General features: G+C 71.4%; 18 protein-coding genes. 7 read left to right on the top strand and 11 right to left on the bottom strand.

Annotation, left to right across the window (positions count from 1 at the left end; all coding sequences use genetic code 11):
- Positions 1–31: 31 nt before the first annotated feature.
- A complete protein-coding gene (locus tag ABGB12_RS02805; RefSeq protein WP_347674299.1) occupies positions 32–970 on the bottom strand; it encodes a CoA ester lyase in 939 nt (312 codons plus the stop codon).
- An 80-nt stretch (positions 971–1050) separates the two neighbouring features.
- Here ABGB12_RS02805 and ABGB12_RS02810 point away from each other — a divergent pair, with 80 nt between their 5' ends.
- Genes ABGB12_RS02810 through ABGB12_RS02820 form a run of 3 tightly spaced genes read left to right on the top strand, consistent with a single transcriptional unit; the run spans position 1051 to position 3467 of the window.
- Positions 1051–1584: a hypothetical protein gene (locus ABGB12_RS02810; RefSeq protein WP_347674301.1), complete on the top strand. Its 534-nt coding sequence runs from the start codon at positions 1051–1053 to the stop codon at positions 1582–1584.
- A 36-nt stretch (positions 1585–1620) separates the two neighbouring features.
- Entirely contained in the window at positions 1621–2943 is a 1323-nt protein-coding gene (locus tag ABGB12_RS02815) for a CBS domain-containing protein (RefSeq protein ID WP_347674303.1), read from the top strand.
- The gene (locus ABGB12_RS02820) at positions 2940–3467 is read left to right on the top strand and encodes a DUF1003 domain-containing protein (RefSeq protein ID WP_347674304.1); all 528 of its coding nucleotides are present in this window, start codon (positions 2940–2942) and stop codon (positions 3465–3467) included. Before ABGB12_RS02815 ends, ABGB12_RS02820 begins: the two co-directional genes overlap by 4 nt.
- Here the strand turns inward: ABGB12_RS02820 and ABGB12_RS02825 are convergent.
- On the bottom strand, positions 3443–3928 hold the full coding sequence (locus ABGB12_RS02825; protein WP_347674306.1) for a MarR family transcriptional regulator: 486 nt from the start codon (positions 3926–3928) through the stop codon (positions 3443–3445). The genes ABGB12_RS02820 and ABGB12_RS02825 overlap by 25 nt on opposite strands.
- A gap of 153 nt (positions 3929–4081) precedes the next feature.
- On the opposite strand from ABGB12_RS02825, the gene ABGB12_RS02830 reads away from it, so the two are divergent.
- Positions 4082–5218 (top strand): Mrp/NBP35 family ATP-binding protein, encoded by a 1137-nt coding sequence (locus ABGB12_RS02830; protein ID WP_347674308.1) that lies wholly within the window; start codon positions 4082–4084, stop codon positions 5216–5218.
- Positions 5219–5315: 97 nt separating this feature from the next.
- On the opposite strand, the gene ABGB12_RS02835 is transcribed toward ABGB12_RS02830, so the two are convergent.
- The 4 genes from ABGB12_RS02835 to sigE form a co-directional block, all read right to left on the bottom strand.
- Complete coding sequence (locus tag ABGB12_RS02835; RefSeq protein ID WP_347674310.1) at positions 5316–5678, bottom strand: sec-independent translocase; 363 nt, start codon at positions 5676–5678, stop codon at positions 5316–5318.
- An 84-nt stretch (positions 5679–5762) separates the two neighbouring features.
- Complete coding sequence (locus ABGB12_RS02840) at positions 5763–7388, bottom strand: trypsin-like peptidase domain-containing protein (protein ID WP_347674312.1); 1626 nt, start codon at positions 7386–7388, stop codon at positions 5763–5765.
- Between the two features lie 113 nt (positions 7389–7501).
- Entirely contained in the window at positions 7502–8107 is a 606-nt protein-coding gene (locus ABGB12_RS02845) for a zf-HC2 domain-containing protein (RefSeq protein ID WP_347674314.1), read from the bottom strand.
- A complete protein-coding gene (gene sigE, locus ABGB12_RS02850; protein WP_347674317.1) occupies positions 8104–8712 on the bottom strand; it encodes an RNA polymerase sigma factor SigE in 609 nt (202 codons plus the stop codon). Before sigE ends, ABGB12_RS02845 begins: the two co-directional genes overlap by 4 nt.
- A 130-nt stretch (positions 8713–8842) precedes the next feature.
- Here sigE and ABGB12_RS02855 point away from each other — a divergent pair, with 130 nt between their 5' ends.
- Positions 8843–9466: an O-methyltransferase gene (locus tag ABGB12_RS02855; protein WP_347674319.1), complete on the top strand. Its 624-nt coding sequence runs from the start codon at positions 8843–8845 to the stop codon at positions 9464–9466.
- A gap of 2 nt (positions 9467–9468) precedes the next feature.
- Entirely contained in the window at positions 9469–10110 is a 642-nt protein-coding gene (locus ABGB12_RS02860) for a hypothetical protein (RefSeq protein ID WP_347674322.1), read from the top strand.
- On the opposite strand, the gene ABGB12_RS02865 is transcribed toward ABGB12_RS02860, so the two are convergent.
- The 4 genes from ABGB12_RS02865 to ABGB12_RS02880 form a co-directional block, all read right to left on the bottom strand.
- Positions 10091–11485, bottom strand: a complete 1395-nt coding sequence (locus ABGB12_RS02865) for a leucyl aminopeptidase family protein (protein ID WP_347674325.1) — start codon at positions 11483–11485, stop codon at positions 10091–10093. The two genes, ABGB12_RS02860 and ABGB12_RS02865, sit on opposite strands and share 20 nt — an antisense overlap.
- Before the next feature lie 146 nt (positions 11486–11631).
- Complete coding sequence (locus ABGB12_RS02870; RefSeq protein ID WP_347674327.1) at positions 11632–11799, bottom strand: DUF3117 domain-containing protein; 168 nt, start codon at positions 11797–11799, stop codon at positions 11632–11634.
- Positions 11800–11923: 124 nt separating this feature from the next.
- On the bottom strand, positions 11924–12493 hold the full coding sequence (locus ABGB12_RS02875) for a DNA-3-methyladenine glycosylase I (RefSeq protein WP_347674328.1): 570 nt from the start codon (positions 12491–12493) through the stop codon (positions 11924–11926).
- Positions 12490–12915: a hypothetical protein gene (locus ABGB12_RS02880; protein ID WP_347674329.1), complete on the bottom strand. Its 426-nt coding sequence runs from the start codon at positions 12913–12915 to the stop codon at positions 12490–12492. Before ABGB12_RS02880 ends, ABGB12_RS02875 begins: the two co-directional genes overlap by 4 nt.
- Positions 12916–12960: 45 nt before the next feature.
- On the opposite strand from ABGB12_RS02880, the gene ABGB12_RS02885 reads away from it, so the two are divergent.
- Positions 12961–13269 (top strand): hypothetical protein, encoded by a 309-nt coding sequence (locus ABGB12_RS02885; RefSeq protein WP_347674331.1) that lies wholly within the window; start codon positions 12961–12963, stop codon positions 13267–13269.
- Positions 13270–13282: 13 nt separating this feature from the next.
- On the opposite strand, the gene ABGB12_RS02890 is transcribed toward ABGB12_RS02885, so the two are convergent.
- Complete coding sequence (locus tag ABGB12_RS02890) at positions 13283–14593, bottom strand: alkaline phosphatase PhoX (RefSeq protein ID WP_347674333.1); 1311 nt, start codon at positions 14591–14593, stop codon at positions 13283–13285.

The raw sequence follows: 14593 nt of genomic DNA on the forward strand, positions 1-14593 counted from the left end.
CCTGCGAACCGGGCGAGCCCGTCTCAGCGTGTCAGGGCGCCTCGAAACGCCGGGTGCGGGCCAGGCCCGCGGCCCGGCCCTTGGCCGCGACGACCAGCGCCATCTTCCGCGACGCCTCGTCGATCATCTCGTCGCCCAGCATCGCCGCGCCGCGCTTCTCCACCGTCGTGTAGTACTCGTAGGCCTCGAGGATCAGCTCGGCGTGGTCGTAGTCCTCCTGCGCCGGGGAGAACACCTCGTTGCCCGCCTCGATCTGCGACGGGTGCAGCACCCACTTGCCGTCGTAGCCGAGCGCCGCCGTCCGCCTGGCCGCGCGGGTGAACGCCTCGGTGTCGCGGACGTTGAAGTACGGCCCGTCGATGGCCTGCAGGCCGTACGCGCGGCAGGCCATCAGGATGCGCATGTAGATGTAGTGGTAGGCGTCGCCCTCGGTGTAGCCGGGCGGCTGCTCCCCCACCACCAGCGTCTTCATGTTGATGGACGCCATGAAGTCGCCCGGCCCGAAGACGAGGGTCTCCAGTCTCGGCGAGGACGCCGCGATGTCGTCCACGTTGATGAGGCCGCGGGCGTCCTCGATCTGCGCCTCGATGCCGATGCCGCCGACGGGGAGGCCGTTGGCCTTCTCGATCTGGGTGAGCAGCTTGTCCAGCCACCGCACGTCCGAGGGGTCGGTGACCTTGGGCAGCATCACGCAGTCCAGGCGCTCGCCCGCGCCTTCGACCACCTCGATGACGTCGCGGTACGTCCACTCGGTGTCGAGCGCGTTGACCCGGACGACCCGGACCTTGTTCCCCCAGTCGCCCTGGTTCAGCGCCTCCACGACGAGCTTGCGCGCGTCGGCCTTGGCGTCGACCGCGACGGCGTCCTCGAGGTCCAGGAAGATCTCGTCGGCGGCCAGTCCCTGCGCCTTCTCTATGAAGCGCGGGTTGCTGCCGGGCACGGCCAGGGTGGTACGTCGGGAACGCTGCATGGTCCGGAGATTACCGAGGTGCGGTCCGCCGGTGCGCGGCCGGGTTCTCCCGGAGCGGGCGGGACCGTCATGATGGACGCATGACCGAAGCTCTGGTGGATGAGGCGATGAAGAAGTCCGGCCTGGTCTGGATCGCTCTTCCCGACGGTTCCCGTCCCCGCCCGGCCTGGCATCTGTGGTACGGCGGCGCGGCCTACGTCCTGACCGGCGGGTCCGGTGAGCAGCCGCTGCCCGGGCTGCCGGAGGCCGACCGGGTGACCGTGATCGTGCGCAGCAAGGACAAGGGCGGGCGGCTGGTGTCGTGGCGGGCCGCGGTCAGCGAGGTCCCCTCGGACGACCCCGAATGGGAGGAGGTGGCTCCGCTGCTGTTCAAGGAGCGGCTGAACGCCGTGCCGCAGCCGGACGAGGCGGTGGAGGAGGGCGAGTCCTACAGCCCGGTCCCCCGCTGGTCCAGGGAGTCGTACCTGATGAAGCTCACCCCCACCGGCCTGTGTCCGGAGACGCCGGGCGAGTACGAGTCCTACTCCTCGGTCCGTCCGGTGCCGACTCCCGCGGTGAACACCACCCGCAAACCGTTCATGCTGGGTGGCAAACGTCGCAAAGCAGACCTTTAGCGTTGACAAGTCCCGATCTTGGGTAACGTCAGGAACATGAGTTCGGGGTCGTCACGTGTGTTCCTCGCGCGCCTCGCCGGCATCGCCGTCTTCGACCCGTCGGGCGACCAGGTCGGCAGGGTGCGGGACGTCGTGGTCGCGCTGTGGTCGGGCACCGGCCGTCCCCGGGTGCTCGGGCTGGTGGTGGACGTCCCGCCGCGCCGCCCGGTCTTCCTGCCGATCACCCGGGTCACGACGTTCGACCCCAAGGCCGTCATCTTCGACGGGCGGCTGAACATGCGCCGCTTCTCCCAGCGGCCCGCCGAGACCCTGGCGATCGCCGAGATGCTGGACCTCCACGTGCGGGGCGAGGACGGCGAGGAGTACATCGTCATCGACATCGGGATGGAGCCGATCAGGGGCCGGGAGTGGCGCATCACGAAGGTGGCGGTCCAGCGGCCCGGCCGCGTCCGGCGGACCGGCGCGGTCAGGCGCCGCCGCGCCGAGACGCTGATCCTGGACTGGGAGGAGGTCCGTGGGCTGCACGTGGCGGCCGAGCAGCAGGGCGCCATCGGGTTGATCAACGCCTTCGAGAAGCTGAAGCCCGCCGACCTCGCCAGCGTCATCCACGAACTGTCCCCCAAGCGCCGCGGCGAGGTGGCCGCCGCCCTCGACGACGAGCGGCTCGCCGACATCCTGGAGGAGCTGCCCGAGGACGACCAGGTGGAGATCCTCGGCAAGCTCGACGTCGACCGGGCCGCCGACGTCCTGGAGGTGATGGGCCCCGACGACGCCGCCGACCTGCTGGGCGAGCTGCCGCCCGAGCAGCGCGAGCGGCTGCTGGCCCTGATGGAGCCGGAGGAGGCGGCGCCGGTGCGGCGGCTGCTGAGCTACGCCGACGACACCGCGGGCGGGCTGATGACCACCGAGCCGGTGATCCTCCAGCCGGACACCACGATCGCCGAGGCCCTGGCCCAGATCCGCAACCCCGACCTCAACCCGGCGCTGGCCGCGCAGGTCTACGTCTGCCGTCCGCCCACCGAGCCGCCGACCGGCCGCTACCTGGGCACGGTGCACTTCCAGCGGCTGCTGCGCGAACCGCCGTCCACGATGATCGGCGCGATCGTCGACCCCGCGCTCTCCCCGCTGCGCCCGTCGATGTCGCTGCACACCGTGGCCGGGCACCTGGCCACCTACAACCTGGTCTCGGCCGCCGTCGTGGACGAGGACGGGCACATGCTGGGCGCGGTCACCGTCGACGACGTGCTCGACCACCTGCTGCCGACGGACTGGCGCGACACCGTCATGGACGCCGAGGACGAAGCCGGAGGCTCCGAGCTGTTCGGCTCCGGGGCCGAGCCGCTGCGGGGCGGCCGATGACCAGTCCCCGGGTCCGCCTGGACCAGCCCCGAGAGGTCCGCCGCCGCTTCCCCCGCCCGCAATACGACCCGGAGGTCTTCGGCGCGATCTCCGAGAAGATCGCCCGCTTCCTTGGCACCGCCCGGTTCCTCGTCTACATGACGGTCTTCGTCGCGGGCTGGGTGCTCTGGAACTTCCTCGCCCCGCCGTCGTGGCGGTTCGACCCCTACCCGTTCATCTTCCTGACGCTGATGCTCTCGCTGCAGGCCTCCTACGCCGCCCCGCTCATCCTGCTCGCGCAGAACCGGCAGGACGACCGGGACAGGGTGCAGTACGAGCAGGACCGCAGGCAGACCGAGCGCACGATGGCCGACACCGAGTACCTGACCCGGGAGATCGCCGGGCTGCGCATGGCCCTCGGCGAGGTCGCCACCCGCGACTTCCTGCGCTCGGAGCTGCAGCAGCTGCTGAAGGAGCTGGACGCCGCGCGCGAGGACGGACGGAGAGGCGACGGGCGTCCTCAGGCCGACAACGCCACCGGCTGATCGTCCTCCGAGAGCTTGTGCAGCAGCGCCATGAACTGGTTCTTCTCCGCGGCGTCGAGCCTGCCGAGCAGGTGTTCGCGGATGCCCTGGTGGTAGGTGGCGGTCGCCTTGTGCAGCCGCTCCCTGCCCTGCATGGTCAGGACGGCGAACAGCCCTCGCGCGTCGCTGGCGCAGGTCTCCCGGCGGACCAGGCCGTCCCGCTGCAGCCGGTCGACCAGCCGGGTCAGGCCGCTGCGCGACAGCAGGACCCGGTCGGCCAGGTCGTTCATCCGCAGCCGGCCGTCCGGCTGCTCGGCCAGATGCTGCAGCACGTCGTAGGAACCGAGCGCGAGATCGTGTTCGAGCAGCAGGTCCTGGTGCAGATGTCGGGAGATCCGGACCTGGGCCCGCAGGAGGCCCCGCCAGACCGCAAGCTCCTCGGGAGAGATCGTCGCCCCGGGGAGGGCGCTCACGTCAGTCACGCAAACGATCGTAAAACGCCAGGTCTCCCGGTGAGATTCACTTCGTCGATGTTTCCGAAACGTTGCCCGCCCCGGACGGCGCGTGACCTCTCGCGGGAACGATCTACCGGCCCCGCGTTCGCCGCGCTCCCGAACGTTCCATACCATGGACCCATGGCCTCCCCTTTGACGACCGAGCAGGTGACCGCGGCACTCGCCACGGTCAACGACCCGGAGATCCGCCGTCCGATCACCGACCTCGGCATGGTCAAGAACATCGAGATCGCCGCGGACGGCGCGGTCACCGTAGGCGTCTACCTGACCGTGGCCGGCTGCCCCATGCGCGACCGGATCACCAGGGACGTGACCGAGGCGGTCACCCGGATCGGCGCTCCGTCGGTCAAGGTGGAGCTGGACGTCATGAGCGACGAGCAGCGCAAGGAGCTGCAGAACACCCTGCGCGGCGGCCAGCCCGCCAAGGAGATCCCGTTCGCCAAGCCCAGCTCGCTGACCAAGGTCTACGCGGTCGCCAGCGGCAAGGGCGGCGTCGGCAAGTCCTCCGTCACGGTCAACCTCGCCGCCGCCTTCGCCGCCCTCGGCCGCAAGGTCGGCGTCGTGGACGCCGACATCTACGGCCACTCCGTCCCGCGCATGCTCGGCGTGGACGACCGGCCCACCAAGGTCGAGGACATGATCATGCCGCCGTCGGCGCATGACGTGAAGGTGATCTCGGTCGGCATGTTCACCGCGGGCAACCAGCCGGTGGTCTGGCGCGGCCCGATGCTGCACCGCGCGCTCCAGCAGTTCCTCGCCGACGTCTACTGGGGCGACCTGGACATCCTGCTGATGGACCTGCCGCCCGGCACCGGCGACATCGCCATCTCGGTGGCCCAGCTGCTGCCGTCCGCGGACATCCTGGTGGTCACCACCCCGCAGCAGGCCGCCGCCGAGGTGGCCGAGCGGGCCGGCGCGATCGCCGCCCAGACCCACCAGCAGGTGGCGGGCGTCATCGAGAACATGTCGTACCACATCTGCGACCACTGCGGTGAGAAGCAGTACATCTTCGGTGAGGGCGGCGGCCAGACCGTGGCCGACGAGCTCACCAAGACCCTCGGCGCCAGGGTGCCGCTGCTGGGCCAGGTCCCGCTGGACACCCGCCTGCGCGAGGGCGGCGACGCCGGCAAGCCGCTGGTGCTGTCCGACCCGGACGCGCCCGCCGCGGCCGAGCTCAGGAAGATCGCCGAGAACCTCGCCGGACGCAGCCGCGGCCTGCTCGGCCGCCAGCTGAGCGTCACCCCGGCCGGTCGCTGACCGCACGGCCGAGTTCCCCGAAAACGCAGATCCCGCGCCCCTGAGGGGCGCGGGATCTTTTTCGTCTCTCTCCGTCCGCGGCCTTCGGCGTCCGGGCTCAGGTGGCCTCGTCGTCGAACGGCGGACGCTCGTCCTGGCCGAGCTCGGAGCGGCCGCGGCCGGGCGGTGCGTCGAAGTCGTCGTCGAGGTCGCGGCCGAGGGTCTTGACGCCCATCGGGTCGTCGTCGCCCTCGAACAGGTGCTTGCGGACGAAGCTCTTGGGGTTCAGGTCGCGCGGGTCGAAGTCCTTGAACTCGGGCCCCAGCCCCTCGCGCAGATCGGCCTGGGCCGACTGCGCCATCTGGCGGAGCTGACGCAGGGTGCGGCCCGCCTGCTGCGCCGCGGCCGGCAGTTTCTCCCCGAAGATGACCAGGGCCAGCACGGCCAGGAGCAGAGCCTCACCGAGTCCGACGTCGAACAACTTGCGCCTCCATGGACGGGGGGGGCCGGGATCGGTCCCGGCCCCCTTAGAGTATCCGCCGTGCAGTGCCTGACAAGTCGCAGGTCAGCCCTGGCCGAGGGTCACTTTGGCCGTCTTCTCCTGGCCACCTCGGCGATAGGTGACCGTCACCGTGTCGCCCGGCGCGTGCGAGGTGATGACCACGACCAGCGACTCGGTCGAGGTGATCACCTTGTCGTCGACCTTGAGGATGATGTCGCCGGGGCGCAGTCCCGCCTTGTCCGCGGGGCCGTTCTTCACGATGCCCTCCCGGTCGTCCTTGAGGATCTGCACGCCTTCGCCGACGTACTGGCGGTCCATGCTGATGCCGATCACGGTCTTCTTGACCGTGCCGCCCTGGATCAGGGTCTTGGCCACCTGGCGGACCTTGTTGCTGGGGATGGCGAAGCCCAGGCCGATGCTGCCGCTCTCCCCGCTGCCGTTGCTCAGGCTGGCGATCGCGGTGTTCACGCCGATCACACGTCCTGAAGAGAGGTCGATCAGCGGGCCGCCGGAGTTGCCGGGGTTGATCGCCGCGTCGGTCTGCAGCGCGGTGATCATGCTGGTCTCGGCGCCGTTCTCGCTCTGGGTGGGCACCACCCGGTCCTTGGCCGAGATGATGCCGGTGGTCACCGAGCCGGACAGGCCCAGCGGCGAGCCGATCGCCATCACCTGGTCGCCGACGGCCAGCGCGTCGGAGTTGCCCAGTTCCAGCGCGGGCAGTCCGTGGTCGCTCTGGGTCTTCAGCACCGCCACGTCGTTCTGGGAGGAGCTGCCGACCACGTTGGCGCTGAGCTGCTTGTCGTCGTTGGTGACGACCACGACGCTGGACGCCTGGCCGAGGCCCCCGGAGGAGACCACGTGGTAGTTGGTGATGATGTAGCCGCCCTCGACGACGAAGCCCGTCCCCGAACCGCCCTCGCCGTTGCCCATGCTGACCTTGACCGTCACCACGCTGGGCAGCACCCGCTGGGCGATGCCGGCCACGGACTCGGGGTCGCGGGCCTGGGAGGCGTCGCTGTTGTCGCCGCCCAGGGAGATGCGGTCGGACGTGCTGTTCTCGGTCAGCGTCACGGCCAGCCCCGCGCCGACCGAGCCGGCGACCAGCGCGATCACCAGCGCGGCGATCGCGAAGAGGCCGAGGCCGGGGGTGCGCTTGGGTCTGGGCGGAGGCCCGGGGACCGGCGCCCAGTTGGGGCCGCCGGGGCCGGAGGGGCCGCCCTGGCCGGGGACCGATGGCGGCGGTCCGCCCATGCCGGGGACGAGCAGCGGAGGCTGCTGCGGCGGCGGAGGCGGGGGCTGGGTGCCCGGCCAGAAGGCGCCCTGCTGGTGCGGGGCGAACCCGGGCCGCTGCTCCGCGTAGGGCGCGGGCTCACCGTAGGGGGGAGGGCTGTCCTGGTAAGGGGGAGGCGCCGCGTTCTCGGCCTCCCGGAAGGCGTCCGGTTTCGCGAAGTTCGGCTGGGGTTCGGACTTCTGCTGCTGGGGCAGTGGCTGTCCCCCCGACGCCCACTGCGCTTCGCCGTCGTCCTGCCGGACGCTCATGCCGTCCAGCATGGTGGCCGCGGGGGCCGCGGCCTGCGCCGCCTCCCGGGAGACCACCAGCTTGTCCGCCGGCGGCTCGGCAGGCGCGTCCGGGGGAGTGAACCCCGGTTCCCCCGGTGACTCGACCGAGCCTCGGCTTTCGTCCGTCATTACCCCACTCCTTGACGAGCCTGAGATGTACGGGCTTATCGTGGCCCGCCCGCCGTGTGATTGCCGTAAGCACCTTAGACGGTAGGCCGGGATAATGCCGAAAGCGCTTGTTTTCAGCGCTTCTGCTCGTCCTGGCGCCGGGGCAGCCTCACCTGGGAGACCCCACCATTGTGCACCGTGACCGGGCTCCAGCTCGGCGACACCTTCGGAGCCCGTACCGGGCCGGTGTTGACGTAGGGGGCCGAGCCGGCGCCCAACGCGGCCAGGGTGGCGGCGCCCGCCACCAGATAACGGGCCCGCGGCAGCCTCCGGCGGTGGGCCGTCCGCTGCACGCCGCTCACCGGGCGGTTGTCCTTCGGCCTGCGGTGACCGGCCGGCTGCGGCTCCGCGTCGCGCTGGTCCTGCCCGTCCATCCGGTACAGGCGCCGGATCAGCTCGTCCGACGGGCTGGGCCCGTCCAGCTTGACCTGAGGCGGCCAGAGCAGATCCGGCTTCGGCGGGGCGGACGGCGCGCCCCCCATCTCGTACAGGCGGCCCAGCAGGCCGTCGCCGGCCGAGAGGTCCTTCAGCGAGCTCAGCCGGCGCTTGAGGCGGCGCAGCGCCTCGGCCTCCGCGCGGCAACCGTCGCAGCCGGCCAGATGGGCCAGCGCCCGGTCCCTGCCGTCATGGTCGAGCTCGCCGTCGACCAGGGCGGTCAGACGGTCGCCAAGGCAGCTCACTTGGTGATCCCTTTCCCCTTCTCCGCCGGAGCACGATGGGCGAGGGCGGCGCGCAGCTGCCCGCGGCCCCGGTGGATGCGGCTGCGGACGGTGCCGAGCTTCACCCCGAGCGTCGCGGCGATCTCCTCGTACGACAGGCCCTCGATGTCGCACAACACGACGGCGGCACGATAGTCGGGCGCCAAGGCGTCCAGCGCGGCCTGGACGTCGTCGTCGAAGTTGGTGTCCTCGTACACCTGCGCGGGGGTCTTCTCCCGGCCGGGCAGCCGGTCCGCCGCGTCGTCCGCCAGGTTCTCGAAGCGGATGCGCTGCTTGCGGCGCGCGGTGTCGAGGAAGAGGTTGGTGGTGATCCTGTGCAGCCAGCCCTCGAACGTGCCGGGCGTGTAGTTGGCCAGCGAGCGGAACACCCGCACGAAGACCTCCTGGGTGAGGTCCTCTGCGTCGTGCTGGTTACCGGTCAGCCGGTAGGCCAGGCGGTAGACACGCGCGGAGTGGTCGCGGACGACCTGGTCCCACGAAGGCGGGGACCATTGTGCCGCCGGGGCGTTCTCCCTGCCGACGACCCCTCCGGCCGCGCCCTGGAATGGAACCGCTGAGACAGACATGGTGTCTCAGATCACCCTCTCGTCTTCCGCGCCGAGGGAGCATCGTTTCCTCCGGCTGGTGTTTTTTAGAACGTCGCGGACCGCGACGACGTTCCCTGTCGGCGCTATCGTTTTGCCCCCGGAGGGTTCTGTGACGCTGGAGGCGGCCATCAACGAGGTGCAGACCTACGGGGAGTGGTTCTCCCCGGAGGATGAGCCGCTGCGCGAGGCCCGGCGGCTGGGCGAGGAGTTCGGCGCCGAGCCGATCGGCGTCACCGGCGGAGCGGCGCTCCGCTTCATCGCGTCGCTGATCAAGGCCAGGACCGTGGTGGAGATCGGTTCGGGCTGCGGCGTGTCGGGCATCTGGCTGCTGCGCGGCATGCACCCCCAGGGGGTGCTCACCAGCGTGGACGTCGAGCCGGAGAACCAGCGGCTCGCCAAGATCGCCTACTCCGACGCCGGGTTCGCGGCGAGCCGCACCCGGATGATCAGCGGCCGGGCGCTGGACGTCCTGCCCCGGCTCACCGACGCCGCCTATGACCTGGTGTTCTGCGACGCGATGCCGCGCGAGTACCCCGACTACCTGTCCGCCGCGCTGCGCCTGCTGCGGCCCGGCGGTGTGATCGCCTTCGACGACGCCCTCACCCCCCTGCCGGACCCGGCCGACGCGCACGGCGTGCGCGCGGTGGCCCGGCTCGTCGCCGAGGACGAGAACCTGATCCCGTTGTTCCTGCCGCTCGGGGACGGCCTGCTCGTCGCACAGAAACAAGGATGACCATGACGTCCACGTCCCCCCGCCCCGCCTCCCCCACCGAGGTCCGCCTGCGCCCGTCCTTCAGCGGCTCCGGCCAGGCGCTCGCGGTGCTGATCCTGCTGTTCTGCTCGGCGATGTTCATCGTCGGCGGGATCGCCGACCCCGCCAGCCCGGGCGGGATCGTCTTCCTCGTGCTCGGGATCACCGGGGTGATCGCCTTCGGCCTCTCGCTGGTGGTGATCACCGGTCATCTGCTGGGCCGCAGGCCGCTGCTCGTCCTGGACGGGACGGGGGTGAGCGTCCCCGCCAAGTGGCCGCTGCCGCGCTCGAGGGACAGGTTCCTGCCGTGGGCCGAGGTCGCCTCGGTCTGCGCCTGGACCGACGGGGTGCCCGGCGGCAAGGGCCTGGCCCACCGGCTGGCCTTCCTGCCCTGCGAGGAGAGCCCGCACGCCCGGCACACCTCCGGCGCGGAGATGTTGCGGGTCAAGACCCAGGGGCTGCCGGGCGTGGCGGTGCTGCGCTGGAACGTCCCGGTGCTGGCCGGCTGGACGGTGCCTCAGGACGAGGTGATCAAGGCGGTCCGCGCCCTGTCCGACGCGCCGTTCGAGGACCGCCGGATCGGGCTGCCCAAGCGGCGCCGGGTCGTCAGGCCGAAGCGGAAGTGAGCCACTCCAGGAACAGCCGCACCCCGTAGCCGGTGGCGCCTTCGCCGCCCCGAGCCGGGCCCGCGACGTCCAGGTGCGCCCAGGACCGGCCCCCGGTGAACCTCTCCAGGAACAGCGCGGCCATGATCGCGCCGCCGCCGAAGCCCCGCTTCTCGATGTTGGAGACGTCGGCGATCTGCGACTCGATGGCCACCCGGTAGTCGTCGGTCAGCGGCATCCGCCACAGCGGCTCGTCGGCCCGGCCGGCGGCCTCCAGCAGCGCGGCGGCCAGCTCCTCGTCGGTGGCGAAGAGCGCGCCGTGCCTCAGGCCGAGGGCGAGCTTGGCGGCCCCGGTGAGGGTGGCGATGTCGACGACGAGATCGGGGTCGAGCACCTTGTCGGCGTAGGCGAGCGCGTCGGCCAGCACCAGGCGGCCCTCGGCGTCGGTGTTGAGCACCTCGGAGGTGATGCCGCCGTAGTGGGTGATCACGTCGGAGGGGCGCATGGCCGAGCCGGAGAACGCGTTCTCGGCGGAGGGGACCAGCCCGGTGACCTTGACCGGGACGTCCAGGGCCCGCAGCGCCGACATGACGCCCATGACGACGGCTCCGCCCGCCATGTCGGTCTTCATGGTCTGCATCGCGGCGCTCGGCTTGATCGAGATGCCGCCGGTGTCGAAGGTGATGCCCTTGCCGACCAGGACGATGTGGCGGGTCGCGCCCTCGGGCGCGTAGGTGAGCTCGATCAGCCGGGGCGGCCGGGGCGAGCCGGAGCCGACGGCCAGCAGCCCGCCGAAGCCCTCGGCCTCCAGTTCCCGCTCGTCCCTGATCCGCACTTCCAGGCCCGCGTCCCGGGCCAGCGCGACCGCCTGCTCGGCCATCCAGGCCGGGCCCTTCTCGACCGAGGGGGTGTTGGTCAGGTCGCGGGCCAGCGCGGCCGCGGCGGCCAGCACCTCGCCCCGCGCGGACGGCTCGCCGCCGACCAGGACGATCTCTCCGACCGGCTTCTTGGCCTCACCGGTCTTCATGCTGAAGTCGTAGCCCGCCAGCAGCGCGCCCTCGGTGAAGGCGGTCAGGTCGCCCTCGGGCACCCGTACCGCCAGCAGGTCCTTGCCCTTGGCGCGGCGGGCCAGCGCGGCCCCGGCCTTGCGCAGCGCGGCGGGCGAGCCGTCTCCGGTGCCGTACAGCAGCAGTTCCCGCAGGGTGCCCTCCAGCCGGACCGGCAGGGAGACGATCTCCCCGGCCTCTCCCTTGGCCTCGTGGAAGGACAGGAGCTCCTCCACCGGCAGGCCCGGGTCGAATCCGGGGTCGCCGCCCTGCGGCACCGCCAGCAGGCGGGCGCCGGGCACCTGGGCGAGCTGCCCCTCGGACGCGCGGACACGGGTCAGGACGGGCATGAGGGCCCCCTAAGACAGAAGACGGAGATGGACCGGAAGACCGGCGAACCGGCGGAAAACGGAAAGACAAAGAGAACGACCCGGTCCCGGCGGCGTAAACCGGCCGGGACCGCACGGTCGTGAGGACGCCCGCCCTCGGGGGTGGGTCAGCCGACCACTCCGCCGATGGCTTCGCCCAGCTCCTTGGCCTCATCGGGAGTCAGCTCGACCACGAGCCGGCCGCCGCCTTCCAACGGCACGCGCATGACGATGCCGCGGCCCTCCTTGGTCACTTCGAGCGGACCGTCACCTGTCCGCGGCTTCATCGCCGCCATGCGTGCATCCCCTTCCTTCCCGGCCCAGGGCCGTTCGGGCCCATGCGAGCCGCTGGCCGCCGAAGCGTCCGCGTCTAGCAGTAGTGGTCCATTATCCCGTGTTCCGGGCGCGAAGTGGTAACGATCAGACCCGCGAGATCGGTCCCGGCCCCGAGCCGGGCCGGGCCGGGCAGTCCAGGAGGTGGTCGTTGACCAGCCCGCACGCCTGCATGAGGGCGTAGGCGGTGGTGGGGCCGACGAAGCGGAAGCCATGACTTTTGAGTTTTCGGGCCAGGGCCTGAGACGAAGGAGTCCGTGAGGGAATGTCCGACCTTTTTCGCGGGGCCGGCGCCTCCGGGTCCGCGTACTCCCACACCAGCTCCGCCAACCCCGCGGGCAACTCCAGCACGGCGCGGGCGTTGCCGACCACCGCCTCGATCTTGCGGCGGTTCCGGACGATCGAGGCGTCGGTCATCAGCCGCTCCACGTCCGTCTCGCCGTAGGCCGCCACCAGGGCGGGCTCGAACCCGGCGAAGGCCCGCCGGAAAGCCTCCCGCTTGCGCAGGATCGTCAGCCATGACAGGCCCGACTGGAAGCCCTCCAGGCACAACCGCTCGAACAGGCCCCGGTCGTCGCGGACCGCCCTGCCCCACTCGTCGTCGTGGTAGGCGACATAGTCCGGAAGAGAGGTCTCCCAGGCGCACCGGACGGTCAAGCGAAGCCTCCACCTTCATCGGGCTTGCGCGGCTCGGCCGGCTCCTCCGGCTTCAGCAGCCGGCCGGTGTCGTCCTCTCGCGTCTCCTCCGGCTTCCTCAGCCAGGAGGCGCTCAGCTCTCCCCCGGCCCCGTACGCGCTCAGCTCGGCGACCTTGCGCCTCAGCTCGGCGACCTCGTTCTCCCGCTGCATCAGCGCGTACACCAGCCGCCCCAGCGCCTCGTCGGTGACCGCCATGTCGTAGCCGAAGAACCCCTTGGGCAGCCTGAGCATCGCCCCGTCCATCCCGGTCGGCAGCCGGTCCTCCGGCAGCCCCGTCGGCAGCCGCTCCGCGGGTTCGCGCAGCTCACCGCCCCGTCCCGAGGCCAGGACGGCTGTGGCCGCGACCACCGCGACGGCGGCGAGCAAGAGCACTACGGGCACGGGGTCCTCCTTCACCGGTACGACGATCGTGCCATGCTCAAGGGTATGGACGCGCGAAACCGCAGTGATCTGGTGTGGGCCGGCGCCCTCGCGGACCCGGAGGACCTGCTGGACGCGGGCATCGACCCGTCCGCCGAGGAGGTCGAGGCCCTCCTGGCCAAGGGGCGCCCGGTGAAGGTCACCGTCACCGGGTCCGACTCCGGTGCCCTGGCCGCCGCCGCCGTCTACGCCTGGCTGGGTGTGAGCGCCTTCCGCTTCCCCGGCGACCCCGGCGAGCTGCGCCAGGTCCTGGACATGGTCGCCTCGATGGCCGGAACCCGTCCCCCCACACTGGGGAGACGGGCTCTGGCCTGAGGGGAGGTCCGGGTCAGCGGTTCCGCAGCCGCTGCCAGGGGCCGCGGATCGCGAAGGTCACGCCCGCGCTCTGCCGGTTGGCGAAGAGCGTCCGCCCGTCGGGCGAGAACGTCACACCGGCGAACTCCGACCCGTTCGCGGCGTTACGGGCCAGCGCGAAGGGCTCGCCCCGGCGGGTGGTGCCGACGAGGAACTGCTCACCGTCGCCGTCCTCGGCGAGGATCACCCCGCCGCCGTACGGCGAGACGGTGATGTTGTCCGGGGAGTCGAACTTCCCGCCCGGCTTGAAGACCAGTTCCAGCTCAAGCGTGTTGCGGCGCGGGTCGTAGGCCCAGACCTGACCGGCGTGGTCACCGGCCGCGCCGCTGGCGGTGCGCGAGTAGGAGGCGACGAAGTACGCCTTGCCCCTGCTCCACCAGGCGCCTTCCAGCTTCTGCGAGCGGGTGATGTCGTCGAACTGCTTGCGGGTCGAGGTCACCGCCGCGGACGGGTCGGGCACGTCCACCCACTGCACGCCCTTGAGGACCGTTCCAGCCTCCAGCACCTGCGACAAGTCGGAGACGCCCGGCACCCGCATCGCCTGGAGGGTGCCGCCCGCCCGGTAGGAGTGGTAACCACCCTTACGGGCCTCGGGGAGGAAGCGGTAGAAGAGCCCGAAGGGCCGCGACGCGTCCTCGGTCAGGTAGGCGGTGTTGTCGCGCGGGTCGATGCAGACCGCCTCGTGCGCGAACCGGCCGAGCGGCTCGATCGGCTCGGCGACGGTCCGGCGGCCGGTCGGGTCGACCTCGAACACCCAGCCGTGGGACTTGGTCTGGCCGTTGAAGCCCTCGGTCTCCTCGCAGGTCAGCCAGGTGCCCCAGGGGGTGGCGCCGCCCGCGCAGTTGGTGGAGGTGCCGGCCAGGCTGACGTAATGGCCGAGCAGCTCGGCCTTGTCGTCCACGTGCAGGGTGGTGGTGCCGCCGAACGCGGCCGGGTCGTAGGTCCACTCGGGACGCGCCACGGCCTTGACGCCGCTGGCGGTCTGCTCGTGGTTGCGCACCAGGCGCAGGTCGTCGTGGCGGCGGCCGGGGAAGACCGCCATGCCGTCGGCCCTGCCGGGGACGCGGTTGCCGTCCGGCATCGTGTCGCCCTCGGTGGAGAGCATCTTGTACTCGAAGCCGCGGGGCAGGTCGAGGATCCCCGCGGGGTCGGGGACCAGCGGGCCGTAGCCGTAGGCCTCGCCCTCGGCGGCGCCCGCGGCGGTCATGAAAACGGAATCAAGGCTTCCGGCCAGCGCGATGGAGACTGCTCCACCGGCCACGAAACCGCGACGGGAGACACTCAT

Source organism: Actinocorallia sp. B10E7 (genome assembly GCF_039871655.1).
Classification (GTDB): domain Bacteria; phylum Actinomycetota; class Actinomycetes; order Streptosporangiales; family Streptosporangiaceae; genus Actinocorallia.

Excerpts from the sequence above, each read along its gene's own strand:
- ABGB12_RS02810 (WP_347674301.1), top strand. The coding sequence starts at position 1,051 with ATGACCGAAGCTCTGGTGGATGAGGCGATGAAGAAGTCCGGCCTGGTC.
- ABGB12_RS02830 (WP_347674308.1), top strand. The coding sequence starts at position 4,082 with ATGGCCTCCCCTTTGACGACCGAGCAGGTGACCGCGGCACTCGCCACG.
- ABGB12_RS02815 (WP_347674303.1), top strand. The coding sequence starts at position 1,621 with ATGAGTTCGGGGTCGTCACGTGTGTTCCTCGCGCGCCTCGCCGGCATC.
- ABGB12_RS02870 (WP_347674327.1), bottom strand. The coding sequence starts at position 11,799 with ATGGCGGCGATGAAGCCGCGGACAGGTGACGGTCCGCTCGAAGTGACC.
- ABGB12_RS02840 (WP_347674312.1), bottom strand. The coding sequence starts at position 7,388 with ATGACGGACGAAAGCCGAGGCTCGGTCGAGTCACCGGGGGAACCGGGG.
- ABGB12_RS02865 (WP_347674325.1), bottom strand. The coding sequence starts at position 11,485 with ATGCCCGTCCTGACCCGTGTCCGCGCGTCCGAGGGGCAGCTCGCCCAG.
- ABGB12_RS02805 (WP_347674299.1), bottom strand. The coding sequence starts at position 970 with ATGCAGCGTTCCCGACGTACCACCCTGGCCGTGCCCGGCAGCAACCCG.
- ABGB12_RS02890 (WP_347674333.1), bottom strand. The coding sequence starts at position 14,593 with ATGAGTGTCTCCCGTCGCGGTTTCGTGGCCGGTGGAGCAGTCTCCATC.
- ABGB12_RS02820 (WP_347674304.1), top strand. The coding sequence starts at position 2,940 with ATGACCAGTCCCCGGGTCCGCCTGGACCAGCCCCGAGAGGTCCGCCGC.
- ABGB12_RS02885 (WP_347674331.1), top strand. The coding sequence starts at position 12,961 with ATGGACGCGCGAAACCGCAGTGATCTGGTGTGGGCCGGCGCCCTCGCG.
- sigE (WP_347674317.1), bottom strand. The coding sequence starts at position 8,712 with ATGTCTGTCTCAGCGGTTCCATTCCAGGGCGCGGCCGGAGGGGTCGTC.
- ABGB12_RS02860 (WP_347674322.1), top strand. The coding sequence starts at position 9,469 with ATGACGTCCACGTCCCCCCGCCCCGCCTCCCCCACCGAGGTCCGCCTG.